Raw genomic sequence first — 25280 nt, 5'->3', positions numbered from 1 at the left:
GATAAATTAATGAAACTCTACGGTTCAACCACATCGCCCTATGCACGGCGTATTCGTATTTTTGCCCATAGTATTCCCCTCGAGTTTATCGCCATGGACATTTTTAGCGACGATGACCGCAACATGCTGATCGCTAAAAATCCAACCTTAAAAATTCCATTCTTAGTTGACGATGAACAATGTATTTTTGACTCTCGAGTTATTTTCCGTTATTTAACTCAAAAGTTTGAACTTACTCCGATTTCATGGCCGCAAGAAAATTTGCTAACTTTGATCGATTCAATTAATGACTCGCTAGTGAGTATGTTTTTATTATGTCGCAGTGATATTGATACCGACCAAGACGCGTTGTTCTTTAATTTGCAAAAACAACGCATAGATAAAGCGATGCACAGTTTAGAAGCGCATTGCAAGGCAGGGCAGTTTACCGACTGGCACTATCCAAGTATCTGTTTATATTGCCTACTCGATTGGATAAGCTTTCGAGAATTATTTGATGTCAGCATATTTCAGTCTTTATCAGCGTTTCATCAACAGCATCAACAGCGCGAGGATGTAATGACCACGGATCCGAGGTAATTGCGGTCAAGCAAAAAATTTTTCGCTTATGTTATAACCCCATCAACCTAAACAGAAATTAAAAAGGTCGGCACTAAGCCGACCTTTTATTCTATATCAACACTAAGTTTTGTCTAAAGTATCGCCTAGAGATTGACACGAATGCCAACCGCGACATCGGTATTATCATTACCATCGCTGCCATCTGCATTAACATTGTCATTCATTCTCACTTCGGCAAAGACAAAACCAATATCATCTATAAATACGTAATCGGCACCAAGAAATGGGTAGCTAACCTCATAATCATTATCGTCTTCGTCAGACTCTAATTGGTTCATACCACCATACAAACCAAAACCAGCATCAAAGTTATATCTGACTAACGCTTCATAACCAATGGTGTCTACAAAGTCGCCTTGGTTATCCAGTTCATGAAATTCTGATGTCGCAGCACCCAAGGCAACATATAAACCATCTAATAGGGTGCCGTAAGTTGCTGCCAATACTGATATCGTGTCATCTTCTGTGTTGCCCAAACCAATCGCATCCGCTGTAGTGCTACCTTCAATTTCAGTTACGTTGTGCGCCACACCAGCCCAAAATTTACCGAAACGATACGAAAGCGACGCACCATATCCATCGCCGATGGTACCTAAACTGACGCCATTGATTGATTCACATAAATCAAACTCTTCATCCGAATCCGTTATACTTTCACAATTTGGAATATCTAAAGTGATATCTTCATCTTGTGCTTGATATTGTATACCGACATTTAAGTTACCAAATGATTTACGCCAAGTAATAGCTTGCTCAGCACGACCTGTACCAGACAAACCACCATCGCCAGCGAAGTTATAGACGCCTAACGCACTACCACCGTAATAGTCGAGTAAATCGGTAACGCCTGCAACGTCATAATAGACGCTCCATTGCTTGCCGAATCCAAAGCTACCCCACGTATCGTGAGTCATATGTATATAACCAAGACGGGAAGACAGGGTATCACCTGAATCACCAGCAGCGACGTTCGAATCATTACCCGTGAATCGAACTGAAAAATCGGTGTTACTTTCAAAGTTCATCGCCCATTCGGTCGTGATACCGGCTGTCCATCCACCTTGTATCTTGCGGGTAAAATCCAACCCCCACCGAGAACCACCATCGGTAATTTCATCGCTACTGTTATTGCTTTCAAAGGTTAATCGTAAGTAACCACGAGTTGCCACTGATGTTTTGTCATCTTTATAAATTTCAATGGCTTGTGTTGTAGAAGAAAGGGCGCACGCGAGTGCAGCAACCGCTAAGGACAGCTTTGTTTTCATACCTGAACTCCTCTTCAATGAGTCTATTTTTTATGGTTATTAATAATCAAGTATATGCAAAGATCTTATTTTTTCTTGTTAATTAACGAAATATTAACTTAAATCAATGGCTAAGCAGGGGGCGTAAACATTTATTGTCGAAAAAAAGCACTATTTTATGCAATTAACAAATTTTTACGCCCTTATAACCTAGAGCTACAAGATATATTTGGTTAGAATATAGAGCATATTCAGGGTCATCAGAGAAGAAGTCGAATATGTTGAACTTAACAGATATCCAGGTAACTCAAAATGAGATCTATCTAGATAACAACGCAACAACGCCAGTATTGCCGCAAGCAGCCGAAGCTGCGATTCATACCATGAACATGTGTTACGGTAATCCGAGCTCATCGCATTCAACCGGGATCAAGGCAAAGTATATTCTTGAATCAACCCGTACTTTGACTCGTCAGGTGACCGGTGCAACGGATGGTGAAATTATTTTTACCTCTGGGGCGACAGAAGGTATTCAAACATCAATTATTTCTGCGTTAAACGCGGTCAAAGAAAAGGGCATTCATTCGGCAAATTCGGTGCTGCTCTATGGCGCAACCGAACACAAAGCGGTACCCGAAACATTAAAACATTGGAACAAAATGTTGGGGGTTGGCGCAGACGTTGTGGCGATTCCTGTTGATGAAAACGGCATTCTTGATTTTGAATTTATCGCCGAACATGCCAGCAATGCGCTAATGATTTGTACCATGGCTGCGAATAACGAAACCGGTGTGTTTCAAAATTTAGCCGCGCTCGAAAAAGTTATCCGTGATAATAACCCCGATGTGTTGTGGATGGTCGACTGTGTACAGGCGCTAGGTAAGATTGACTTAGAGCTGTCAAAAACAACCATTGATTACGCACCATTTAGTGGTCATAAATTATATGGTCCTAAAGGTATCGGCGTTTTGTACGTCCGTCATGGTGCGCCTTACACACCATTTATTGCTGGCGGTGGTCAAGAAAGCGGCTTGCGTTCAGGTACCGAAAACCTACCTGGCATTGCTGCTCTTAACGCGATTTTCAACCTATTGAGTGACGACAATGATGACACCTTTAAGTCACACCAAGTATTAGAGTCATACCGCGCACAATTGGCGAGTACGTTAAAAATCGCATTCCCGGCAATCGTTTATAACCATGACTTTGATTATTCATTACCAACCACATTAAATTTTGCGGTTAAAGGCTTAAGCAGCAAAGACATCATGGATGTGTTTGATGCCGGTAAGATTCGCGTAAGTGCGGGTTCTGCTTGTAGCTCGAAAGTCACCGGTAGTTTTGTCCTTGATGCTATGGGTAAACCAACTTGGCAAAGTGAAGGTGCGATTCGCATGTCATTTGGTCCGGCAACCACACAGCAAGAAATTGACAATGCTTGTGCCGCTATATTAAAAGCTGCGTCGGCGATGCGTAACAGTTGCCTAGTGATATCCGATACTCAGGAAGATATCGACAGTAAATTTGATGGCTTACAGCAATGGGTTTACGACTCGCAGTGCACCTGGTGCTATGTTGATAAACAGGCTAAACAAGTGATTTTAATTGATCCAGTCGCAGAGCTATCGGAAAAGTTTGAAACATTTATTCGTTGCCGTGATTACGAAATACGTGCCATTTTGACTACCCACGATCATAGCGAAAAAGAAAGCTGTGCCGGCATGTTGCGCGAAATTGTACGTGACAATATGGCATCAACGGCCGTTGATGAAAATGGCTGGCCAACCGAGATTGCACAAACCGTTGAGCTAAACGACGAATCACTGGCTAGCTGTATTACCTTGGGTGACAAGGTTTTGGTCAAGGTTGCGACACCAGGGCATACTAATAATAGTGTGACCTATTTATTGGGGGACGCCAAAGCGGGTAAATTGGCAGCGGATGATATCGATTACGTATTCGCAGGCGATACCATTCAAATTGGTGGTATTGGTCGTTCTGATTTCAATAACAGTAATGCTGAGAACTTGTACGATTCTATTCAACACTTGAATGCTTTGATAAATAAAGAGACCTTGCTTTGTCCGGCACACGACTACAAGCAGTTGTTCACAACCACCTTGGCTCTTGAACAAAGCAATAACACATTGTTGGCTGAGGTGTGCAAAAATACGGTGACTAAAGCGGCGTTTGTTATAGCTAAAGCCGAACTTGATAACACCATTGGTGAGGACTGTGAACCTAACTACTGCGGTAATATCAGACAAAATATAGAGCCAAGCATTGATGTTCATCCCGATCAGCTAAATGACTTTATCACCAAGCACCCTAACGTAATGGTGATTGATGTGCGTGAACCACAAGAATTTGAAGCGTTCCGTGAAGAGTATTTACGTCAACAAAAATTGGTCAATGTCCCTCTAACTCAGCTCACTAACTTTGTTCATAACCACGTCAAAGATAAAGAGCAGCAAGCCTTTATTTGTGTTTGCCGTAGTGGAAATCGCTCTGATGCTGCTGCGAAAACGTTAAAACGTATGCACTTTGAAAACGTATACCATGTGCCAGGTGGCTTTGCTTTGATGAACTAATCGCCTGTTGCTAAAAAGTAATGTTAAAGCCCTGTTGGTTATAGCCGTAGGGCTTTTTTGTATCTCAGCCTTTTGTTTTTAACGCCTTAGTGTCTAAAAATCATCTATATTTAGCTGTACAAAAGGTTAACTGGGTAGTGTGACATGTCATTGAAATGGACTGATTCTCTGGAAATTGCGTTGGACTTAATCGAGCAGCATCCCGATGTTGATCCCAAAACAATACGGTTTACCGATTTGATGCAGTGGGTTTTAGCGCTTGAGCGATTTGATGATGATGCCGATCATTGCGGCGAGCGCATTCTCGAAGCGATTCAATTAGCTTGGATTGATGAGGCGGATTAATTTCGCGCACCGATTATGATCTATTTTGTCATCAGCTGTAACTGACATTAGCCAAGTGTCTAAAAAGACTATACAATACGCGCCATTTTATTATTTTCGGACAACAAAAAATGAGCAACGAAAGCAGAAAACGACCTTTATATATTCCCTATGCAGGGCCAACATTATTGGAAACCCCTTTGTTGAATAAAGGCAGTGCTTTTAGTGCTCAAGAACGTGTTAATTTTAACTTAACCGGTTTGATCCCACCGCGTTTTGAAACCATTGAAGAACAAGTTGAGCGTGCCTACATGCAATACTCATGTTTTCGCAGTGGTCTGAACAAGCATATTTATTTACGCAATATTCAAGATAAAAATGAAACCTTGTTTCATGCCTTAGTACAGGCACATCTTGAAGAAATGATGCCGATTATTTACACCCCAACGGTCGGTGATGCCTGTGAAAAATTCTCTGACATTTATCGTTCAAATCGTGGTCTGTTTATCTCTTACTCCGAGCGTCATCAAATCGACGACATTCTGCAAAATGCCACCAAGCACAAAGTTAAAGTTATTGTTGTGACCGATGGTGAGCGTATTCTTGGCTTAGGTGACCAAGGTATCGGTGGTATGGGTATTCCTATTGGTAAGTTATCTTTATACACCGCATGTGGTGGTATTAGTCCAGCTTACACTATGCCTATTATGCTTGATGTTGGTACCAATAACGAAGCGTTGTTAAACGATCCTATGTACATGGGGGCTCGTCATAAACGTATTAGCCAGGAAGAATATGACGAGTTTGTTGAATTGTTTATTCAAGCCGTAAATCGTCGTTGGCCGGGCGTTTTATTGCAATGGGAAGATTTCGCTCAACCAAACGCAATGCCGTTATTGGAGCGTTACCGCAATGAGATCTGTTGTTTTAATGATGATATTCAAGGCACAGCATCGGTAACCGTCGGTACGTTGTTGGCCGCATGTCGTATTAAAGGCAAGAAGTTATCAGAAATGAACGTCGCCTTTGTTGGTGCTGGTTCCGCCGGTTGTGGTATCGCCGAGCAAATCATCGCGCAAATGATCAGCGAAGGGTTAAGTGATGAACAAGCTCGCCAGCACGTTTATATGATTGACCGTTTCGGTTTACTGACTGAAGGTATGGAAGATCTGCGTGATTTTCAACAAAAGCTGGTACAACAAAAATTATCACTTAAAGAGTGGACGTTCTCTGGTGAATTTGCCTCGTTACTTGACGTTATGCACTGTGCAAAACCTGATATTCTTATCGGTGTTTCTGGCCAAGCAGGGCTGTTTACTGAACAAGTCATTAAAGCCATGCACGCAGGGACAAAAACACCAATTGTTTTCCCACTGTCAAACCCATCAAAACAGGTTGAGGCACACCCACAACAAGTTATTGAATGGACTGATGGTGACGTGGTGATCGCCACTGGTAGCCCATTTGACCCGATTGAATATAAAGACGAGTCTTATCACATAGCGCAATGCAATAACTCGTATATCTTCCCAGGTATAGGTTTGGGTGTTGTTGCTGCGAACATCAAATTCATCAGTGATGAAATGCTAATGATCGCCAGTGAAACCTTAGCGGCTGAGTCACCATTAGCGAATACCGGTAAAGGTGGTTTGTTACCGCCATTGACGCAAATTTCAGATATCAGTAAAAAAATCGCCTTTAAAATTGGTAAATTGGCAATGCAACAAGGTTTGGCATTAGAGCTAAGCGATGAGCAATTGCTGGCTAATATTGAAAGTAACTTCTGGATGCCTGAGTATCGTCAATACAAACGCTCAACGATCTAAATTTATTCGCTTGTATCGATCAAAAACGCCTCGCTATTTAGTGAGGCGTTTTTTTTCTGCTACGCAAATATCGCAGCATCCCACCTTTAAATACATATTTGATAAAAACTTTTGTAAGAATTTCACCTCACCGCTGACTGACAAGTAACGCAACGACATTTTTATAGGAGACAACCATGTCGAAATGGCGAATGATAATAACCTTCACTGTATGCTTGCTTGGCAGTCCAATGTTGTGGGCAAAGAGCAGTTTATTTAGCAATGCGACGGTGCTTGATGTCGACACAGGGCAGCAGCACGGCAAGCAATACATATTGGTTGAAGGCCAACACATTGCCTATATTGGCTCGGACAAGCCAAAGCGAAACCAAGACACACAAGTTATCGACCTAGAGCATCGTTTCGTTATACCGGGGTTGATTGACAGTCATGCCCATATGTCATTAGGGGCAGTGAGCGCCACCGTTCGCGATAAACAAGTTCATTTAAGTGCTTATAACGGTGCCGACATAGCGGCCGTTAACGCCGATAGCATGTTGCGTTGGGGCATTACCACCATTCGCAATCCTGGGGGGGATAGTCAGGCCAATGTGAACTACAAGCAGAGTCAGGCGCAAGGTCAAGTCAAAGGGCCTAAAGCCTTTGTTGCGGGTCATTTACTTAATGATTTAGCCTTTGCCGGTTTGGTTACTGTGGTTGACGATGAGCTCTCTATTGCCAATAGCATTGAACAGCAAAGCAAGTTAGGCGTTGATTACGTAAAGTTGTATACCGGCTTAACAGAGCATCAATTAAAAAGCGCAGTGCGCCATGCCGACAGTTATGATCTGCAAGTTATCGCTCACCTTGAAAAAGTAAATTGGCAAACTGGCGCACAATTAGGCATTGATCATATCGTCCACGCCATGCCTTTATCAGCCGAGCTGCTAACTGAACCACACAAGCAAAGCTTTGACAAAAGCGCTCGGCCGGGCAGCTTTCGCTTTTTTGAATGGTACGAATTAGTTGATCTAAAAAGCGCGGAAGTCGCGCAAATGATCAACAGTTTACGCGAGCACAATGTCAGCGTAGATCCCACCTTGATTGTGTTTTATAACGCCTTTTTTGGCGATCAGGACTCGGTAACCAAGCACCCAGCCTTGAGTGAGGTACATCCCAGTTTGTTAACCAACTGGCAAACATTTTTCACCTTTAACCTAGGTTGGACGGATGCAGACTTTAAACGTGCTCAGGCGGTTTGGCCAAAAGTACTTGAGTTTGTTAAAATGCTTGATCAAGCAGGCGTGACATTAACTATAGGCACGGATGTGGGCAACCCATGGACCATTCCGGGCATTAGCTTACATCAAGAAATGGCACTTATGGTCGAGGCGGGCATTAGTGAGCAAACGGTATTGCAAATGGCGACGCGTAATGGCGCTTATGTAATAGATAAAAACGCGAAATTCGGTGTATTAAAAACCGGTTACATTGCTGATTTTATCGTTCTTGATAAAAATCCATTGCTCGATATCAAGCATACTCAATCGATTCACCGAGTGGTGCAAAATGGCACGACAGTCCATCTGCAGCAATAACTAAGCGCAGCTTTACATAAAAAAGCACGGCCTTAGTCGTGCTTTTTGCTGGTTGAATATCGCTTTTTATCGCGCTAATAATTCGACTGCTTAGTCTGCTTTTTTGTCACGATAGGCTTCGCCTTGCGTCATCCACTCAGCTGCCGGTTTACCTTTTAGATAATGATCAAAGTATTGCATCATTTTTATGGTGTAATCGACCTTATTAGGGTATTTCTTCAAGTGATGTGGTTCCCCTTCGTATTGCAGTAAGATAACCTCTTTATCAAGGCGACGCATCGCCAAGTACATTTCGACACCTTGTTGCCACGGTACCGCATCGTCAATATCACCAAACTGCATTAACAATGGTGTGGTGATTCGGTCAGCAAAAAATACCGGTGAGTTCTCAATATACAAATCACGGCGCTCAAACATCGAGGCACCAATGCGGCTTTGGCCCATTTCATATTGGAATTGACGCGCTAAACCAGTGCCTAGACGAATACCTGAGTAAGCGCTGGTCATATTGGCAACGGGTGCACCTGAGACAGCAGCGGCGAACATATTGGTTTCGGTGATAGAATGCAGAGTTTGATAACCACTCCAGCTATGTCCATGCAAACCAATGGCGTTTGGATCGGCAACACCCATATCAATGATCTTTTGCAAACCTGGCAAGATCGATTTGTTGGTTGAGTGACCTGGTGTGCCAACGTCAAAGTGTACGTCAGGTAAGAATATGGCGTAACCATTTGAGCTGTACAGAGGGAAGTTCGGTCTGTGGTTTACTTTCATTTGGTTGAACTCATACATGCGTTGTGAGAACAAACGGTAATAGTAAACAACAACGGGGTATTGCACGCCTTCAACATAATTTGCTGGCTTGATCAGAATGCCTTGGTGTCTTTCACCATTGCTCGAACGCCAATCAACCAGTTCAGGTTGACCCCATAAAAAGTCATCAACTTGTGGGTTTACATCGGTCAATTTCTTGCCGTTGGCAGGGTTTAAATCCGACACCCATAAATCCGGAAACTCTTGGAAATCTTCACGACTAAATATAATCTTGTCGGCATCTTTAGCTTTGCCAATAAACTTATATTTTTTATTGTCTTCAACAAGCTTTACAGGTGCTTTGTCTTGACCAAGGGAAAGCTGATAAAAACCAAAGTTTTTCTTATCATCGTTATAGCTGGTCAGCAATAACGTCGTGTCTTCATCGATAATGTCATTATCTTTATCAAGATCATTTATGCGAAATTGCAGGTTATTAGGACGACCAAGGCTACAGGTTAAACATTGGCTGTCATCGCCATCGGCGGCTAATAACCAGATATCGAATTTGTCATATACCAACACACCTTCATCGTCTGCTAACCAACCGGCAATGCCGTATCCTGGTGCTGCTGATGGGTAATCGTGATCTTCATTAGCAAAGCTGACATCAATGTTCTTTGTTAAGTTAACACGACGTTTTTTATCGCTGTCATACGCCCAGTAATGACCGTCTTGATAATACGCAGCGTAACGACCCGACTCACTGAGTTTAACCGGTGTGTATGAGCTGAGTTTTTCTACAACAAGGTGCTTTTCACCATCTTCAAGGTCAACAATGTAAAAGTCAGAGAAGAAACCTTCCCATGTGCGAATGCGACGATAGTTTAAATCCGTTTGACCTAATACCGCGTTTTTATTATTGCTAGCGACAACATTAAAAATGTCTTTGTTTGCTAGGCGAACAAGCTCGTTGTCATCAACATGGTAGACCGCGGTGTAAAACGCTTTTTTGTCGCGGTTGTACTGGAATTTTTCATTGGTTTTGATCAGCGGATCGTTACCATGCCAGATTTGGAGGTTGCGTTTTGCAACGATTTTGTCAACGTTATACAAGTCCGCTTGATCTTCAGGTTTGCTATCAATTTCTTCAGGTTTGGCGATAACCGGCTTGAATCCAAAGAATAGACGCTCATCATCCGCTGACCAAGTCAGCTTATTGGTACTGGAGATAAACCATTTTTGTTGTTGCTCAGTCGAAGTTTTTACGGTTTTAATCGAGTTCTTATCGCTGTTCCATATTTTTAATTTATGACGACGAGAATCATCTTTTTTACTAAAGTCGCCTTCAATAAATGCTAGCTTGTCGCCGTTGTGGCTCCAACTTAGATGATCAAAACTGCTGCTGCCTTGATTGACAATAGTGAATGACTTATTGCCATTTAGATTGATCGCTTTAAGGCTATTATTGCTGCCATCTTCAACACTGACGCTGTATACCAAAACCGCACGTTTGCCCGAAAAGCTAAAGTTGTCGACGTCTTCAATAATCTGGCTGCTGCTGTCTTGTAGGTTGACTACCGTTAGGTTGTATTTGATGCGCTTTTTATTGTGCAAAGCGACGTCGTTCTCATCATTTTTGGCTTCAGCCTTGCTGTCATCCGCTTTGTCTTTTGCTGCATCAGCATCTTCAGTTTTATCTTCTTGTTTTTGACTGAATGCAACAAACCCGCCGGTATCACTCAGCTGATAATCTTCGACAGCTTCAAATACTTGCTCGGCACCGGTACTGAGATTAATAACCGTTAGGTTACTTTTAAGGTCCTTTTTCTCTTTTTTACTCGCTTGTTCATTACTCAGTAGTGACGGCTTTACTAATACCGCAGCGTATTTGCCATCAGCTGAAACTTGACCACCATTGCCTAGCTCGACATCAAAGCGAGTCTTACCATCGGTATTGATGACGTGAAAGCTGCTATCGCCGCGATCCATTTGTGCGGTATAGGATAACCACTCACCATTGTCGGTTAGTGTTGGTTTTTTGATTTCTTTAAACTTCATCACATCCGTTACTTGTAACGGACGTTGTTCAGCAGCGAACGCTTGAGTGCTGAATGTCAGGGAAATGGCTAAAGCCATTTTTGACCATTTATTAAGGGGTAATGTTTTCATAGTCTTTATTGTTTTCCTGATGTTGATATTGATTATCCCTGTCAGCACATCTAAATCAACTAATTTCAAGCTAAGTTGCAGAATTTTGGCGACAAATAGGTTATCGTAGCGGCAAATATCACTGTTCAACGGTTACTGACATGTTTCACCGACAACAACTTATCGGAAATTGGCATCGTAGCGATAAAGATAGCGACGAGAATTACAGCGAGTTTGCACAAATGTTTGCTGACGGTAGCTTTTCTTTTACTTTCTATACATACAAAGCTGACGGCACGTTAATTGAAGAAATGACTGAGCGTGGCGACTGGGGCGTGGTGGGTAATATCCATTTTACCATTACCAAAGCTGAAATTATTGGCAACAATGAATACCCTGCAAACCTTGAAGACGAAGACAATTACCAGGCTTATAAAATTGTTAAATTAACGGATGATGAATTCACTTATCAACATGTGATTACAGGCGAAAGCTTTACCCTATCTAGGGTGCAGGGCGATTGAGTAGAATTTTAAATACATGCTAAACTTAACATTAATATCTTATTTGTTAGTAACTTAAGGCCAATCAGTTAGGTGCCCCCAATGGAACAAACGACAAAAATTTTCGAACAAAACAGAGATTTAGCCAAGTTTCCTAGCGATGCCAATGGTAATATGCTGTGGCATATGGCGCTAGAAGGGGACGACTTAAACAGACCGAGAGAAATACAATTTTCGGTTATCTTCCCTTCACAAGAGCAAGCAATAAAATTTGGTAATGTGTTGCTAGCAAATAATCAAAAATTGTCATTTTGTCCTTATTTAGAAAACCCTGAACACCCTTGGGAAATAACAGCCTACCCAGAAATGGCCGCCAGTTATGACAATGTCGTTGCTTATCAAACATTATTAGAAACACATGCCCGAAAGTTTGATGGCATTTACGATGGTTGGTATTGTCCTCCGCAAGGTTAACTTTAATTTTTCTGTCGGGAAAGTAGTATGTCCGATATCGATACATCTAGGCTGAAAAGCTTTAGCAAGCTTACCGCCAAATCTTATAATGACCAAAAAGCACTGATAAAAAAGGTGCTTCTTGGTCGTCCTATACAATGCAAATCCTGTCGAAAAGAGATTCAGTTTGTGGCGAAAACCGCAAATTCTGCCGCTCGTGTTCGTTGTAAAACAGGCTGTACTGATATTGAGCTTGATATAGGCTGACGGTTAACCGGTACGCGATGAATTATCTTGCCCATTTATATTTTGCCAAAGATAACAGCCACTCTGTGGTTGGCAATTTAATGGGCGATTTTATGAAAGGGGTCAATATTGTCAGCCTGCCAAAGGCTACTGCCAATGGTATTCACACCCACCGTATGATTGATAAGTTCACCGATAACCATCACTTAGTCAGACAGTTAAAACCCTTACTTAGCGACAAACGACGCCGTTTTTCCGGCCTTATCAGTGATGTGGCGTTCGATCATTTTCTTGCCAAGCATTGGCAACGATTTCATCATTTGAGCCTAGAGCAGTTTTGTCAGCAAGTGTATTTGCATCTGCGCAATTATCCGCACCCTTTACCGGGTCGTATGCCGCACGTGGTCAGATCAATGATCAATGATGATTGGCTTGGCGGTTATCATGATATGGTGCTTACCGGCAGGGCGATTGATTCAATGTCAAAACGCATCCGCTTTAAAAACACCTTGGCTGGCGCAATTGAAGAAGTTGAGCGGCACTATCAACAGTTCGAGCATAACTTTTTGGCATTTTTTCCCGAGCTATGTCGCCATGTTAATCAGCAAAATCAAGAACAGTAGAAAGGTGAAGCAATTATATGGCAAGTTTCTGATTTGCAATAAGCTAGCATGATTGTGGTGCTTTTTACTATTCTATATACTGGCGCGCATATAAGTTAAAAATCAGAAAATATTCTGGCGCCAATCATAGGAAGAATTAATGAATTCTTTTATCAAGAAAATTATCACTGTATACGTTGTCTGCATTACCGCATTGGTTATTGGCTTTCTCGCCGATGATGATCCAGCGTTGCATCATATCGAGCGCTTTATCGCTGAACAAAAAATAGACAAAAGCGATGCCGGCTGGAAACAAAAATTACCCAAACCAACGCAAGCGCCTTTTGCCGAAAGCAAACAATACATTTGGGAAATGGTCACCAGTAAAGGTCCTATCAGTATTGAGTTGTGGCCAGAATACGCGCCGATGCATGTCTCAAGCACTATGTATTTAACTAAGCTAGGGTTTTATGATGGTTTGATTTTCCATCGCGTCATTCCTGGTTTTATGGCGCAAGGCGGTGATCCAACAGGTACTGGCCGCGGCAATCCTGGTTACCGTTATGATGGCGAATTCCATGAAGATGCCAGCCATGATCAAGCTGGCATTTTGTCGATGGCAAATTCTGGCCCAGGTACAGATGGTGCTCAGTTTTTTATTACCTTTAAAGAAACTCGCTTTTTAGATGGTCGTCATACGGTATTTGGTAAAGTGATTGAAGGTTTGGAAACGCTGAGCGCGATAGAGCAAAGCGGAACTCGACGCGGTGCACCAACAGAGAAGCTTGAGATTTTAAAAGCAAGCATCAAGGTGAAAAGCAAATAATTGCTCACTCACCAATAGCACACAAAAAAGGCGGGATACCCCGCCTTTTTGCTATCTAATCGGAGCTGCTTTATAAAAACGTGGCGATGTCATCTATGTTCTTTTTGGTTTGCGCATGTGCTGGAATCGTGGCGTCATCGGCAGGATAACCGGCAATCAACAACATATAAGCCCGGTCATTGTCACCTCGGTTGCAGACCTTGTTTAAGAACGACATAGGTTTTGGCGTATGCGTTAAGGTTGCCAACCCCGCGTTATGCAGTGCGGTGATTAAAAAGCCTGTGGCAATGCCGACAGACTCATGCACGTAATAATTGGTATTGCGATCTTCAACATCTAAACCGCCTTTCTTTTGACTGAAAATGGCAATTAACCAAGGTGCAGTCTCTAGATAAGGTTTATCTGCATCGGTGCCTAATGGTTTTAATGCATCAAGCCATTCGTCACCGGCACGGCCATCATAAAAACCGCGCTCGTGCAGCTCTGCTTGTTCTCGAATTTGTTTTTTCACATCACTCGAGTGAATCGCGACAAAATGCCAAGGCTGATGGTTTGCGCCACTTGGCGCTCGACCTGCGGCTTTAATGCAGTTTTCAATGATTTCTTTTTCGACTTCGCGATCGCTGAACTTGCGAATCGAATGACGGCGTTTGATATCGGCTAAGAACTGTCTTGAACGCTGCAGCATTTCTTCTGGTGGGTATTCGATAAAATCGTCTAAAGGGGAACAATCATGTTGTTGCATTTTTCTATCTCGTTGTAATTCTAATATTTCGAATATTAGCCATACTAAACTCTAATATCGCTCAAGTAAAAATTTTGTTAATCTTAAAGGTATCTATCTTTGATGTATTAAATCCTTTATGTCCGCGCCTACGAGTTCTTTTAAATCCCCATTTGTTTTTCTAGCTATGTCTTCGGTTGTGATGACCTTGGCGTTTTCTGGATGGATGGCGTTATTAAATAATTTCACCATAGAAGCGGCTAATTTTACTGGGCGTGAAATAGGTATTTTGCAGTCATTACGTGAAGTGCCTGGCTTTTTGGCGTTTACCGCGGTGTTTGTGCTTCTGGTGTTAAAAGAGCAGACCTTTGCTTTGGTGTCATTATGTCTATTGACCATTGGCGTCGCTATTACCGGCTTGTTTCCATTCGAGTTGGGCTTGTATGCAACCACAGTATTGATGTCGACAGGTTTTCACTATTTTGAAACGGTCAATCAATCGTTATCGCTGCAATGGTTTTCCAAAGATGAAGCACCAAAACAATTAGGTCGATTATTATCAATAAAGTCCATTGCAGCATTGGTTGTTTATGGTTTTATTTGGTTAGCGTTTAGTGTTTATTCGATGCAGTTTTCCACAGCCTACCTGATTCTTGGTGGGCTTGGCTTTATGATCACCGTGTGGATGTGGCTAGTGATGCCGCAATTTGAACAAAAGGTGGTTCAGCATAAAAACCTGATATTGCGTAAACGCTATTGGCTCTATTACCTGTTGACCTTTTTAAGTGGCGCTCGACGACAGATTTTTGTGGTATTTGCTGGGTTTATGATGGTCGAAAAATTCGGCTACTCGGTTGCTGATATCACTTTACTGTATATGGTTAATCATCTTTTAAATATTTATCTGGCGCCAAAAATTGGTGAATGGATAGGGCAAATCGGCGAGCGTAAAGCCCTGACTATGGAGTACATAGGTCTTATTTTGGTGTTCAGTGGTTATGCTCTGGTTGAAAACGGCTACTTTGCCGCCGCCTTGTATGTGATTGACCACGTATTTTTCGCCATGGCAATTGCCATTAAAACTTACTTCCAGAAAATTGCCGATCCGAAGGACATTGCTTCTACCGCAGGTGTCAGCTTTACCATTAACCATATTGCTGCGGTGGTGATCCCAGCCTTATTTGGTTTGATTTGGTTATACAACCCATCGTTGGTGTTTTTCGCCGGTGCCGGCCTCGCCGCGTGCTCGCTTATTGCCAGCCAGTTTGTTGATAAAATTGGTTACCAATTACCAGCGTCGGTTAGGTAACTGTTACGATATCAACAATGATATTGAAAAGATGATAAAACTAGCGCCAAACAGTCGTTTGATAAATTGTTTGTGACGTTCATTAAATGGCAGTTGTGTCGATTTCTTACCTATCAAGGCGTACAGCATTGGAAAAGTGAATGCAGAGCACATACTGATCATCATCAAAGGCAAAAACTGCTCACCAATGGGCTGATTAGCATCGACAAATTGTGGTAACAGTGCGCTAAAAAACAATAACGCTTTTGGGTTAGTAATGGCTACCGTAAAGTGTTTTCGCCACATATGGCGGCGGCGAGCCGAGCGCGGTTGTATGTCACGACCTACCGCATTTGTATTGGCTGAACGAATGATGTTTATGCCCAAATAACAAAGATAGCCACAGCCCATCAATTTTACCGCATTAAACGCCAACGGTGAGGCAATCAGTAGACTGGTTAATCCCATCGCCGACATTACGGCTAAAACCAATAGCGCCGTCAAGTGACCGGTTATGGCGACACCTGATTTACGTAAACCAGCCATTGCGCCATTTTCGGCAGCAATAAAATTTGAAGGGCCTGGAAGTGCTGCAACAAGGGCAGACATGCTGGCATAGGTAAGGTATTCTGCGATCACGGTATTACATCTTAGGGGAAAATCAGCCGCGCATTATACCCATTTTCAAGTGAATGTCTTGTGATAAAGCGGTTAATGACACACTATCAGTGTCAACTTTGATTACCATCAGTGTTTGACAAGTAAATGCGACTGGTAAGGTGATGAAACCTTTTGGCTTTTTCGAATATACATGCCTGCCGTTGGCAAAAGAATGCTGTTATCTATCTGAACGCAACAAGGTAAATACCTTAAGGTCATGATATGCACCTTTCCATTTACCGTGCTGCCTTAATATACCGTCACATTGAAAGCCTAGTTTTTCCAGTACCACTTCCGATGCTCGGTTGCCAAGCATGACATAAGCTTCAATTTTATTTACATACTTCGGACATTGCTCTGAAAAACAGTAGTCAACAACTTTGCTAACAGCTTCTGTAGCAAAACCTTTGCCCCATGAGTTTTTATGAAATTCATAGCCAATTACGGCGACATCATTACTTTCTTCAAAACGGTTGATACCACAGCTGCCAACAAATTCCGAGGTGTCTTTTTCACGAATTGCCCAACGCACGGTTTTGCTTTTTATAAATCGCTCTGCATCCTTTTCAATGAGGGCTATGGCCTCATCTTTACTGGTGAAATATAAATCATAAAATTCAGTGACAGCCTCGTCAGAGAACATCGAAAATACCGACTCACTGTCCTCAATGGTTTGTTCATTGAGGATAAGCCTTGGGGTTTCTAATGTTGGAAATTTAGGCATGAGACTTCCTTGTATACATCACATTTTTTGGAATAGAAGGGTTTACTTACTTTCTGATTTTCGTTTTCTATCAAATAATTTAAACCAGAAAGCACCTTCAAATAAAAAGCCCAAGATTATGAAGATAAATGCACCTGTGGCATTGCCGTAACTATAAAAACTAATTGCTGTAAAAATTAATACTAAAAGAATTAACCATCTGTAGAGGCTTTTCATATTCCGTTCTAACCTTTTGTTTATTAATTGAAAGCAGCATACCTTAGAGCCAAGGGTTTGTCTTTACTGGCAAACAATATCATTTGTATTAACGGTAATAATCACCCGTTTGCCATATTCGTTATTGGTGACATAACCACATTCGCCACTGAGCGTGTCACCATCAGCTATGGTAAAAATATAGCGATATACACCATCTTTTTGTTCTAGTGAATATTGCAGGGTGTTGCTACGTGCGACATCTATTTCACCGAAGTCCAAGCGGTTATCGGCCAAATAGACTTTTGCTCCGGAAATGACGGAACCACTATTATTGACGATGGTAATGCTGGGCATGACATATATCGCGCCTTGATATAAGCATACATGAGTGCGGCGATAGCAATAATGATTATCCTGACGAGTTTCATGAGCGAACACGGCCATAGCAAATAATATAATTATAGGAGATTACAGCGTTAACTCGTATAAATGGTCTTTATGTATCTCGCTTTCCATATGAAAATCACATTCACCAACGTGTTTAAAACCGTACTTTTCGTAAAACGCTTTCGCTTTTAAATTTTCTGAAAACACCGACAGATTAAGCTGTTTAAAGCCTTTTGTTTTGCTCTGATTTATCGCTTCATCGACGAGTTTAGGTGCAAGCCCTTGTCCGTGAAACTGCGGAAGAATATAGAGCTTTGAAAGCATCGCTATCTCTTGGCATTCCGTTTCTATTACCGCCAAACCAGCGACTACGGTGTCTTTAGTAGCGACCAACACAATGCAATCATCAGAGTTTATAAACTTTAGAAAATCACTCTCGCTTAAGTGTTTGCTGATATACATACTCTGCAAGGCAGGATCTGAGTCTTCAGGGCAGGCAAGATGAAACGTAGATTTAACGATATTCGCCAGTGCACTGCTATGTGATTGCTGCGCTAGAGTAATATGCATTGTTTCCCCCTAGTAATATATTCGCTCAGCTCAAAAGCCGTTTAGATTGATTTTGACTGCTTCACCTAGCCAATATGCGTATTCGGTATGATCGATCGCATCATTTCCTGTATCGGCATGAACCAATACGCTCAAATCACCTCGATGTGCGTCGAGCCATGGAACAACCTCATCAAAGTCATTTTGGCCGAACAAGATTTGAAAGCTCCATTTGGTATGAGGGCCCACCGGTTTTTGATGAATTCGGCCAACGGGCAGGGCAAAGTTCTCTGCAACTTGTTTATGTAGATCGGATGCTAAATCTAATGAGGTTTCGTCAAAGTATACATGCGCGTGATACTTATCATGAATATTGATAGGGTACTTGCTGTTTGTCACGTTTGTCACGTTAGTCTCTGTAGATGATTTTAATAATGAAAAAGGAATGAATTAAATCCAGCGTCTTACCTGATTTGTATATTGAGGGTACTGGTTAGGAAATAGCTCTAATAAATGTTTTTCTTCCGCTTCGGCTTGGCTGTTTAGTGTGTACAGGCCAATTGCGAAGCAGGTTAACGAAAAGAATGACGGCAGAGCTAAGAAAAAGCCAAGTTGCGCTAACGCTACAAAACAAAACATGGGATTGCGTGTGTATCGGTAGATGCCGCTGGTTATGATCTTTGCAGGGCCACTGGGATCTATGCCTGAACGCCATTGTTCACCAAGGCGGTAATGAATGGTTGCGGTTGAGACAAACCCTAAGGTCAGAAGTATTAAGCCAGAAAAAATAATGAGAGGGTGATCAAAGCTGGAAAACATTCCTAAATAGTTATCGACTTCAGGAAAGAGTAAGCGAAATAGACACACCATCCAAATGGTAGCGCGAAAAAAGCGAAAGGCGATATGATTCCACCAAGTCGCACAAAAGCGCTCGCCTGGGAAAACAAGCTCCTCGGATGTTGTACGCTTCATCAGAATGATTCTAACGGTATAAAACGCAGCGACCAGCGAAAAGAATACCGCTAAATATACTCGGGTAAATTCTGTGATATCTGACATGTCGAAGCCTGTTCCCATTAACTCAGTATAATCTACTCAAGTCTTTTAATGCGTCGTTTAGAGAGCAAAACTAATTAGTTTTTTTGTCTCGCAGGTTCAAACTTATCATACCTTGGCAGATTTGCATCTAAATCATCCCAATTGGCTTTCGAAGAAACAAAGTTATGAGATATTGGTCGTTCGACAATATCGGAATCGAGTAGGCCGAGACGAATTCGCAGTTTACTTGGTTTATCGGCGTTTGAGCTGTAAATTGGTGAGGCGCAGACACGACAAAAATGTCGTTTTCTGCCTGGTTTAAACTCAAAAAAATTCAATTTACGGTCTGGATCTATCACTTTAAATTCATCCATATTGATAAACCCATTGGTTGCATAGGCGGTGCCGCTATTTTTGCGACACAGTGAGCAATGACAATGGATGATGTCGCTGATAGCGCCTGAGATCTCAACTTTTACAGCACCACATAAACATGAACCTTGATACATACTACAACTCTCTATATTCGCGGATTAGGTTTTCGGTCTGACGTTTTCAATAACCTCAGTGCTTACCCAATAGAAATTAGATATGCCACCTTGTTCATTGTAACGACCAAAAAATAAATACTTACCATCAGGGGTAACATAAGGTACCGTTTCACCATATTCTGAATTTACCGGCTCACCTAAGTTAATCGGCTTAGACCAAGAACCATCCTTGTTTTTGAAATACACATAAATGTCTCTATCTTTTCTATTTTCATCTTCTTGGTTTTTATCATCCACCAATAAATAGTCTTGGTCAGGTGAGATAAAGGCGTGCACGCCAAAGTCTATGTTAGCTTCCATAGCTTCAGGGTATTTACCGTCTACTATAGGTGCAACGTAGGTTTTCGATTTTAGAATATTGGTATAAAAAAGGTCGCCGTTTTTGGCTAATGTTGAATACATGACTTCATCTTTATTCAAAGGTGAGTCAATGATTACAGCATCGCTCCAACCAGTATCGGTGCGGTCAACGTACCAAATATTGGTGTTGGTGTAGTCTGACTTATAACCGGTAAAATAAATTCTCTTATTGTCATAAGTAACAAAAGGCTCCATTTCCGCATCGGCTTTTCCTTTTGTAAATGACAGTTTCTCAATCGGTGTCCATGTATCGCCATCTACTTTGGAATAATACATATCGGCAATATCACCTTCTTTATTGCCAGAAAAATACATTTCCTTTAAATCTGGCGAAAAGGCCATACCAAACTCATATCGACCTTCGATAGACACAAGACCAGGAGCGAACACTTCAGGCGTCAAACCCGGTGTTTTTTGGCCAAAATATGGGCCTTGTAAAACAGGAAACTCGTCTTTAGCCAAACTTGTAGCTGAGACAGCTGAGAGCATAGCAAGCAGAGCAATTGAAATACCGATGCGCTTCATGGTTCATCCTTTTAATCAGTAAGTTAATTAACTTTATCAATAACTTGATAGTGAAAATAATAACACTGATATCAATAGTCAAAAGCTAAGCAGGGGATTTTCTTTTGTAACAACTGATGAATCTATTTTGCTTGTAACTGATTCATTCGCTGCTCTAAGGTCGCGGCTTGGCAATAACCAAGCGTTAAAGGATAAGCGCGATTGTCATCATCAATATAAAACAAGGCTGGAAAGCCGGTGACCTGTAACTGACGACTGATGGCTAAATGCTGTTGCAAGCGCTGTTCGGTTTCCGCTGACTTTAACACCTCGGCAAACGTATTTTCATCTAATCCTATGGCGCTGGCGCAATCAACCAAGGTTTCCACTAACGACGGATTCTTAGCCTGCTGGTAATAGCCCGCTTGAATCGCCTTTACCATCGCCCCAGTACTGTTTTCCTGCAACGCCTCTGCTGCAATAACTGCACGACAAGCAGGGTATGTAGAACGATAGGGCGTGTTTAACTTCCAGAAATCGTGATTAAAGCTAACTTGCGTCTTCTGTTCTATCTGGTGCCAATACGAGGAAATGGTTTGCTTTAAGCCGTCATCCATTGGTTGATTGTTATCTGGTGCTAGACCACCCATGATCCAATCAACGTTAGCGGAAGAATACGTAGCTAAAAACGCTTCCAATTCTGGTTGGAAGGCAAAGCACCAGCTACACATTGGGTCCATAACGTAGATGAGTCGCATTAGTGCTCCTATTGGTTTGTTAGGTTACCTTTTCTAAACACAATACCTTTACTTGGTTGTTGTTTTCCATCTATTTCTGGGTGATTAAGCAAGTAACCATGGAACCCAAGAATAGAGTATTTTCTACGAACCATTTCTGCCCATACGAAGCCAGCCAAAGTGCCAACTCCCGCAATGATATAGATATAATCTAATGCTTCATCTAATGGTAGGTCTTTAAAAATAACAACAGAAAAGATGCTCATCAAAATAGGTGGAGCTAATACGATTTGTAAATAAAGGCTTATGTATATGCCGAGTGCCAGAATATAAATAAAAACGACAAACGGAAAAGCCAGAAGGCTTTTAATTAAATGGAACAATGCTCAAATCCTTTTGTTTAATATCCTAGTTATAGTTACCTATTCTGAAGCAGAAACAAAGTTCATTTCCATAATGCCAACGATAACGGCCTCTGATACTTCTTCAATGACGTATTCAGACGATGAGAGAATATCGCCATTCTTGTTACCTAAAGCAATGTCGACCATATCTGGTTTTGCATCGTGCAGCAGAAATACAATCTTTTTATCAACCGCGACGCAGTCAATGGTAATGGCATCAGCTTGCATGCCTTGCGCTCGCAATGTTTGGTTCATAATACCCATCAAGGTATCAACGTTTTCATGTTTGCTGTAAAACAAGTCATTAGCTTTTGCTACAACTTCAGCAAGATTATCTAATTTTTTATTCATTTGGAGTCCTAATTTGGCGCCCGAATTGATTAAGGAATGCGAATGCCCACAAACTCTATGTTAGGGCACTTATCGGTTTGAAGGTGACGGTTAGCCAAGTCTTTTAGCCCAATTACCATTATGCTGTTGTTCGCAATTTTCTTCGGTATCAAACAATACATGGTTCACAACATTTTTAAGCTTAATGCCTAAGTTATTTAGCTCGGCTTTTATTATTGACTGTAAATGATTATTGCGATCAGACTTAAGATAATTATCGAGGCTATCATTGGTATCGAATACGCACACAACTTTTAAGCTTTTTGGAAAGTCTGAATAATTCACCAAATGTGTTAACCATTGAAATCCATCGATTTGTTTCAAAGCGTTTGCACAAACGTCGGTTAAAACCAACCGCAGTTGATTATCCATTTTCTTATCAGATTTACGCATGACTTACATACTTCCTAAAGTGCGCATAAGTGCAGGGCTTACAATCATTATGAGCCAAGACATCGTGGCCACATTATATAAGTTGTGTGCCATACATTTAAAGCATTGCACGGTTACAATAAGTCGGCTTTTCAAATTCACTTATGTTCATAGCAATGTTTGGGGTGTCTGGAAACAAAGTAGTAAGTCTTGATACTAACAAGCGTGACAGGTTTGCTCTGTGCTCTGTTGTGCGCCCTTGCATGATATGAGCAAAAACGTGAATGAAGCTTTCTCGTTTATTGCCTACAGCGTATATTTTAAAAGGGTTTAAACGCACCTTAATATCACTCTCATCGAACAAGCCACTCGCATTCGCAGCTAGGTGAATTTGCTCAATGATAAATTCTTCATCATGTAAATTTAGGACGTCATCAGAGCAGTCCATAACAAAATGGGGCATTGATTTTCCTGATCTTATTTTATGGTCGTTTAATCGTTTGAGTTTTAGAAACCAAATTAATGCTGACTAAATTCAACAAGCTCTCTTCTACCGCCGATAAATTTAGTCGCAAGAATTTGCTCACCTTTTATGTCACTGATATACGTGGTGTCTTTATCTAAGGTGGCAACGGTTTGTAAATCATTTTGGCTTAAATCATAACGCCAAAGCTTGGCTTGTGAGTCCATTCCATAGAGCATGTCGTCTTTGACTACCACATAGTCACCATCGAGTTTTTTGCTTAATGCATCAATCGCCTGAGTGCCTTGGTTTGTATGCAACCAAAAGCTACCTTGTTGGTCGGCATAGACTACTTGATTAGAGCCGTCATACGTCGCCCATGCGACATCCAGGATATTCAAATCTGTTGTCTCACCGTTATTTAAATCTAGGCCAAACAAGCGGTATTGATTGGCCTGATTGCCAACGAACAGTAATTTGTCTGCAACCGTCCATGGCATCAGCAAATAAACCGAAATAGGGGATTCGAGCGTTTGATGCGTGCCATCTAAATTAACCAGAGTCACTTGATTATTGGCATTAACGACCAAGCGTTTTCCATCAGGTGCCCAGTCGAATCGAGTACTTTTAAGGCCTTGTTCAAACTTAGTCAGCTGATACGTTTTATTGCCATCTTTAAGCCATATTTGACGATTTCCAGAACGAAAAGAAACAAACGCAATCAAGTCGCCATTCGGTTGAAATTTGGCATTCACATCGGGGACGGTTGAGCGTGAAAATACATCAAAATTGGCCGACTCGTTTTGCAGTGTCAGGTAACCAACATCAAAGTCTTTGGTTCCGTAGGTTACCGCAAACCTGTTTTGTTCAGGATGATAGCTAGGCGTCCATAAGCCGGTATAACTTGCAGGGTGGATCAGTGTTAACTGACCATCTAAATCGAGTCGATAAATTTTTCCTTCAATATCGGTAAGGAAATGATTGCCATCGGGAGCAAAGTTTATTGAAAACCGCTCGTACAAAGAATGGCTTTGGTGGGGAATGATCACCGCTTCTGTTTTCACCTCACCAGATAAGGTCAAGGTTCTCAGCACAGTTTGCTCACCAGGAGTTAATGTTACCGTCGCTAGTAATCCTGTTTTACGAGAATAATCCAACGCATGTATATGGCCAGAATAGTCGTGAGGTACTTCGACCGTTTGGTCTGTGACCGCATCATATATCATCAGTTTAGGCGGATTGCTGTCTGACTCTGGGTATTGAATCAGAGCAATTCTGCCGTCATTTAACCAGGTTGGGTGCGTTGTTTTAATGTCAGCGCAGTCATAACGAAGCTTGTTTTGCGCATTACCATTCCAAGCTTCAGCAAAATCCAGTGTTTGTAATTGCCAGCAGCGTTGAACCTGTTTGGGGTCTTCAGAGCAATCAGATTGTAAGATAAAGGCCAATTGTGAGCCGTCTGCTGACCAACTTAATTGACTGTAATGACCGGGCTCGGTGCTTAAGCGCTGTTCTTGATTGTTATTTAAATCTTTCGCCCATAAATGACTTTCACACTGACCAACAAAACGATTAAACACCAAATACCTACCATCGGGTGAATAAGCGGCATTGTACTCTTGTTCGTCACTGGCCGTTAACGGCGTGAATTGATTAAAAATAATCGGTTTTGATGGCCATATAAAAAAAGCGAGTAGCACGGCTAGCGCCACAGCGGCGAATACATACAGGTAATTAGATTGCTTTATTGGCGCTGTTTTATGCTGTGTTATTGGCCTTGTGTCGTTATTTTCCCAACGAACATTGGCCTCTAGGCTATAACCTTTTTTAGCATGTGTTTTAATAAACGCTTGTTGTTTGCTGTCATCGCCAAAGGCTTTTCGCAGCTGTGCGATGGCGCGTTGCAGTGTATTAGGGCCAACCACACTATTTGCCCAAACGATATCCATCAATTCATCATGGCTGACGACATCACCCGCACGCGAAGCCAAAACCTCTAACACTTTAAGTGCCTTTGGTGGTATTGGCGTTGCTTGTTGTTGATGCTCGATTTGGTTACGAGACACATCAATGTAATAGTTATTAACCCAAAACGTTTTGGTCATATGAGATAACATCGTCCTTATTCGCTGTAGGCAAATCTTAACTCGCTCACAACCTCAAAATAAAGAAAAAAAGAAAAAATCAGCTAAACGTCAGGTTTTTTTCATG

General features: G+C 41.8%; 28 protein-coding genes. 11 read left to right on the top strand and 17 right to left on the bottom strand.

The genetic code is table 11. The annotated features are described in order from the left end of the window. Positions 1–9: 9 nt before the first annotated feature. On the top strand, positions 10–579 hold the full coding sequence (locus HII16_RS15455) for a glutathione S-transferase family protein (RefSeq protein ID WP_169131546.1): 570 nt from the start codon (positions 10–12) through the stop codon (positions 577–579). 125 nt (positions 580–704) lie between these two features. Here the strand turns inward: HII16_RS15455 and HII16_RS15450 are convergent, their stop codons facing one another. Then, complete coding sequence (locus HII16_RS15450) at positions 705–1886, bottom strand: porin (RefSeq protein ID WP_169131544.1); 1182 nt, start codon at positions 1884–1886, stop codon at positions 705–707. A gap of 257 nt (positions 1887–2143) precedes the next feature. Here HII16_RS15450 and HII16_RS15445 point away from each other — a divergent pair, with 257 nt between their 5' ends. The 4 genes from HII16_RS15445 to HII16_RS15430 all read left to right on the top strand — a co-directional run bounded on the left by HII16_RS15445 (position 2144) and on the right by HII16_RS15430 (position 8183). After that, on the top strand, positions 2144–4456 hold the full coding sequence (locus tag HII16_RS15445) for an aminotransferase class V-fold PLP-dependent enzyme (protein WP_169131542.1): 2313 nt from the start codon (positions 2144–2146) through the stop codon (positions 4454–4456). Between the two features lie 144 nt (positions 4457–4600). Then, a complete protein-coding gene (iscX, locus tag HII16_RS15440) occupies positions 4601–4801 on the top strand; it encodes a Fe-S cluster assembly protein IscX (RefSeq protein WP_169131540.1) in 201 nt (66 codons plus the stop codon). Positions 4802–4911: 110 nt separating this feature from the next. Beyond that, on the top strand, positions 4912–6606 hold the full coding sequence (locus HII16_RS15435; protein ID WP_169131538.1) for an NAD-dependent malic enzyme: 1695 nt from the start codon (positions 4912–4914) through the stop codon (positions 6604–6606). 176 nt (positions 6607–6782) lie between these two features. Continuing rightward, a complete protein-coding gene (locus HII16_RS15430) occupies positions 6783–8183 on the top strand; it encodes an amidohydrolase family protein (protein ID WP_169131536.1) in 1401 nt (466 codons plus the stop codon). A gap of 90 nt (positions 8184–8273) precedes the next feature. Here the strand turns inward: HII16_RS15430 and HII16_RS15425 are convergent, their stop codons facing one another. Further along, on the bottom strand, positions 8274–11111 hold the full coding sequence (locus HII16_RS15425) for a prolyl oligopeptidase family serine peptidase (RefSeq protein ID WP_169131534.1): 2838 nt from the start codon (positions 11109–11111) through the stop codon (positions 8274–8276). A 140-nt stretch (positions 11112–11251) separates the two neighbouring features. Between HII16_RS15425 and HII16_RS15420 the strand changes: the two genes are divergently transcribed. The 5 genes from HII16_RS15420 to HII16_RS15400 all read left to right on the top strand — a co-directional run bounded on the left by HII16_RS15420 (position 11252) and on the right by HII16_RS15400 (position 13720). Further along, complete coding sequence (locus HII16_RS15420) at positions 11252–11614, top strand: hypothetical protein (RefSeq protein WP_169131532.1); 363 nt, start codon at positions 11252–11254, stop codon at positions 11612–11614. Positions 11615–11695: 81 nt separating this feature from the next. Next, positions 11696–12067 carry a ribonuclease E inhibitor RraB gene (locus HII16_RS15415; RefSeq protein WP_135439285.1) on the top strand — a complete coding sequence of 124 codons (372 nt, stop codon included), beginning with the start codon at positions 11696–11698 and terminating at the stop codon, positions 12065–12067. 27 nt (positions 12068–12094) lie between these two features. Beyond that, positions 12095–12313: a hypothetical protein gene (locus HII16_RS15410; RefSeq protein ID WP_169131530.1), complete on the top strand. Its 219-nt coding sequence runs from the start codon at positions 12095–12097 to the stop codon at positions 12311–12313. Positions 12314–12330: 17 nt separating this feature from the next. Beyond that, entirely contained in the window at positions 12331–12915 is a 585-nt protein-coding gene (locus tag HII16_RS15405; RefSeq protein WP_169131528.1) for an acyl carrier protein phosphodiesterase, read from the top strand. Positions 12916–13054: 139 nt separating this feature from the next. Continuing rightward, on the top strand, positions 13055–13720 hold the full coding sequence (locus tag HII16_RS15400; protein ID WP_169131526.1) for a peptidylprolyl isomerase: 666 nt from the start codon (positions 13055–13057) through the stop codon (positions 13718–13720). 70 nt (positions 13721–13790) lie between these two features. Here HII16_RS15400 and HII16_RS15395 read toward each other — a convergent pair whose 3' ends face one another. Beyond that, positions 13791–14465 (bottom strand): nitroreductase family protein, encoded by a 675-nt coding sequence (locus tag HII16_RS15395; protein ID WP_169131524.1) that lies wholly within the window; start codon positions 14463–14465, stop codon positions 13791–13793. Positions 14466–14631: 166 nt separating this feature from the next. Between HII16_RS15395 and HII16_RS15390 the strand changes: the two genes are divergently transcribed. After that, positions 14632–15753 (top strand): MFS transporter, encoded by a 1122-nt coding sequence (locus HII16_RS15390; protein WP_248289648.1) that lies wholly within the window; start codon positions 14632–14634, stop codon positions 15751–15753. A gap of 3 nt (positions 15754–15756) precedes the next feature. Here HII16_RS15390 and HII16_RS15385 read toward each other — a convergent pair whose 3' ends face one another. The 14 genes from HII16_RS15385 to HII16_RS15320 all read right to left on the bottom strand — a co-directional run bounded on the left by HII16_RS15385 (position 15757) and on the right by HII16_RS15320 (position 25174). After that, the gene (locus HII16_RS15385) at positions 15757–16371 is read right to left on the bottom strand and encodes a LysE family translocator (protein ID WP_169131520.1); all 615 of its coding nucleotides are present in this window, start codon (positions 16369–16371) and stop codon (positions 15757–15759) included. Between the two features lie 199 nt (positions 16372–16570). Further along, on the bottom strand, positions 16571–17116 hold the full coding sequence (locus HII16_RS15380; protein ID WP_169131518.1) for a GNAT family protein: 546 nt from the start codon (positions 17114–17116) through the stop codon (positions 16571–16573). Positions 17117–17395: 279 nt separating this feature from the next. Continuing rightward, a complete protein-coding gene (locus HII16_RS15375) occupies positions 17396–17758 on the bottom strand; it encodes a hypothetical protein (RefSeq protein ID WP_169131515.1) in 363 nt (120 codons plus the stop codon). A gap of 24 nt (positions 17759–17782) precedes the next feature. Then, positions 17783–18271, bottom strand: a complete 489-nt coding sequence (locus tag HII16_RS15370; RefSeq protein WP_169131513.1) for a GNAT family N-acetyltransferase — start codon at positions 18269–18271, stop codon at positions 17783–17785. A 30-nt stretch (positions 18272–18301) separates the two neighbouring features. Then, the gene (locus HII16_RS15365) at positions 18302–18658 is read right to left on the bottom strand and encodes a DOPA 4,5-dioxygenase family protein (protein WP_348981435.1); all 357 of its coding nucleotides are present in this window, start codon (positions 18656–18658) and stop codon (positions 18302–18304) included. 42 nt (positions 18659–18700) lie between these two features. Next, positions 18701–19309: an isoprenylcysteine carboxylmethyltransferase family protein gene (locus tag HII16_RS15360; RefSeq protein WP_248289647.1), complete on the bottom strand. Its 609-nt coding sequence runs from the start codon at positions 19307–19309 to the stop codon at positions 18701–18703. A 74-nt stretch (positions 19310–19383) separates the two neighbouring features. Further along, positions 19384–19797 carry a GFA family protein gene (locus HII16_RS15355; RefSeq protein WP_169131509.1) on the bottom strand — a complete coding sequence of 138 codons (414 nt, stop codon included), beginning with the start codon at positions 19795–19797 and terminating at the stop codon, positions 19384–19386. A 24-nt stretch (positions 19798–19821) separates the two neighbouring features. Beyond that, complete coding sequence (locus HII16_RS15350; protein WP_169131507.1) at positions 19822–20724, bottom strand: PD40 domain-containing protein; 903 nt, start codon at positions 20722–20724, stop codon at positions 19822–19824. A gap of 122 nt (positions 20725–20846) precedes the next feature. Then, entirely contained in the window at positions 20847–21461 is a 615-nt protein-coding gene (locus tag HII16_RS15345; RefSeq protein WP_169131506.1) for a DsbA family protein, read from the bottom strand. Between the two features lie 8 nt (positions 21462–21469). After that, the gene (locus tag HII16_RS15340) at positions 21470–21823 is read right to left on the bottom strand and encodes a hypothetical protein (protein WP_169131504.1); all 354 of its coding nucleotides are present in this window, start codon (positions 21821–21823) and stop codon (positions 21470–21472) included. Between the two features lie 39 nt (positions 21824–21862). Next, positions 21863–22195 (bottom strand): hypothetical protein, encoded by a 333-nt coding sequence (locus HII16_RS15335; protein WP_169131502.1) that lies wholly within the window; start codon positions 22193–22195, stop codon positions 21863–21865. Positions 22196–22285: 90 nt separating this feature from the next. Next, on the bottom strand, positions 22286–22627 hold the full coding sequence (locus tag HII16_RS15330; RefSeq protein ID WP_169131500.1) for a Fis family transcriptional regulator: 342 nt from the start codon (positions 22625–22627) through the stop codon (positions 22286–22288). 97 nt (positions 22628–22724) lie between these two features. Beyond that, entirely contained in the window at positions 22725–23069 is a 345-nt protein-coding gene (locus HII16_RS15325) for a 5-carboxymethyl-2-hydroxymuconate Delta-isomerase (protein WP_169131498.1), read from the bottom strand. Positions 23070–23125: 56 nt separating this feature from the next. Then, positions 23126–25174, bottom strand: a complete 2049-nt coding sequence (locus tag HII16_RS15320) for a winged helix-turn-helix domain-containing protein (protein ID WP_169131496.1) — start codon at positions 25172–25174, stop codon at positions 23126–23128. Positions 25175–25280: the final 106 nt, after the last annotated feature.

This window comes from Thalassotalea sp. Y01 (assembly GCF_012932945.1).
GTDB lineage: Bacteria > Pseudomonadota > Gammaproteobacteria > Enterobacterales > Alteromonadaceae > Thalassotalea_A.
The sequence above is the reverse complement of the archived record's forward strand: the minus strand, read 5'-3'. Positions and strand labels throughout refer to the sequence as shown.

Coding starts and splice junctions, on each gene's coding strand:
- HII16_RS15455 (WP_169131546.1), top strand. CDS start 10: ATGAAACTCTACGGTTCAACCACATCGCCCTATGCACGGCGTATTCGT.
- HII16_RS15450 (WP_169131544.1), bottom strand. CDS start 1,886: ATGAAAACAAAGCTGTCCTTAGCGGTTGCTGCACTCGCGTGCGCCCTT.
- HII16_RS15445 (WP_169131542.1), top strand. CDS start 2,144: ATGTTGAACTTAACAGATATCCAGGTAACTCAAAATGAGATCTATCTA.
- iscX (WP_169131540.1), top strand. CDS start 4,601: ATGTCATTGAAATGGACTGATTCTCTGGAAATTGCGTTGGACTTAATC.
- HII16_RS15435 (WP_169131538.1), top strand. CDS start 4,912: ATGAGCAACGAAAGCAGAAAACGACCTTTATATATTCCCTATGCAGGG.
- HII16_RS15430 (WP_169131536.1), top strand. CDS start 6,783: ATGTCGAAATGGCGAATGATAATAACCTTCACTGTATGCTTGCTTGGC.
- HII16_RS15425 (WP_169131534.1), bottom strand. CDS start 11,111: ATGAAAACATTACCCCTTAATAAATGGTCAAAAATGGCTTTAGCCATT.
- HII16_RS15420 (WP_169131532.1), top strand. CDS start 11,252: ATGTTTCACCGACAACAACTTATCGGAAATTGGCATCGTAGCGATAAA.
- HII16_RS15415 (WP_135439285.1), top strand. CDS start 11,696: ATGGAACAAACGACAAAAATTTTCGAACAAAACAGAGATTTAGCCAAG.
- HII16_RS15410 (WP_169131530.1), top strand. CDS start 12,095: ATGTCCGATATCGATACATCTAGGCTGAAAAGCTTTAGCAAGCTTACC.
- HII16_RS15405 (WP_169131528.1), top strand. CDS start 12,331: ATGAATTATCTTGCCCATTTATATTTTGCCAAAGATAACAGCCACTCT.
- HII16_RS15400 (WP_169131526.1), top strand. CDS start 13,055: ATGAATTCTTTTATCAAGAAAATTATCACTGTATACGTTGTCTGCATT.
- HII16_RS15395 (WP_169131524.1), bottom strand. CDS start 14,465: ATGCAACAACATGATTGTTCCCCTTTAGACGATTTTATCGAATACCCA.
- HII16_RS15390 (WP_248289648.1), top strand. CDS start 14,632: ATGTCTTCGGTTGTGATGACCTTGGCGTTTTCTGGATGGATGGCGTTA.
- HII16_RS15380 (WP_169131518.1), bottom strand. CDS start 17,116: ATGCCTAAATTTCCAACATTAGAAACCCCAAGGCTTATCCTCAATGAA.
- HII16_RS15375 (WP_169131515.1), bottom strand. CDS start 17,758: ATGGCCGTGTTCGCTCATGAAACTCGTCAGGATAATCATTATTGCTAT.
- HII16_RS15370 (WP_169131513.1), bottom strand. CDS start 18,271: ATGCATATTACTCTAGCGCAGCAATCACATAGCAGTGCACTGGCGAAT.
- HII16_RS15360 (WP_248289647.1), bottom strand. CDS start 19,309: ATGTCAGATATCACAGAATTTACCCGAGTATATTTAGCGGTATTCTTT.
- HII16_RS15355 (WP_169131509.1), bottom strand. CDS start 19,797: ATGTATCAAGGTTCATGTTTATGTGGTGCTGTAAAAGTTGAGATCTCA.
- HII16_RS15350 (WP_169131507.1), bottom strand. CDS start 20,724: ATGAAGCGCATCGGTATTTCAATTGCTCTGCTTGCTATGCTCTCAGCT.
- HII16_RS15345 (WP_169131506.1), bottom strand. CDS start 21,461: ATGCGACTCATCTACGTTATGGACCCAATGTGTAGCTGGTGCTTTGCC.
- HII16_RS15335 (WP_169131502.1), bottom strand. CDS start 22,195: ATGAATAAAAAATTAGATAATCTTGCTGAAGTTGTAGCAAAAGCTAAT.
- HII16_RS15330 (WP_169131500.1), bottom strand. CDS start 22,627: ATGCGTAAATCTGATAAGAAAATGGATAATCAACTGCGGTTGGTTTTA.
- HII16_RS15325 (WP_169131498.1), bottom strand. CDS start 23,069: ATGCCCCATTTTGTTATGGACTGCTCTGATGACGTCCTAAATTTACAT.
- HII16_RS15320 (WP_169131496.1), bottom strand. CDS start 25,174: ATGACCAAAACGTTTTGGGTTAATAACTATTACATTGATGTGTCTCGT.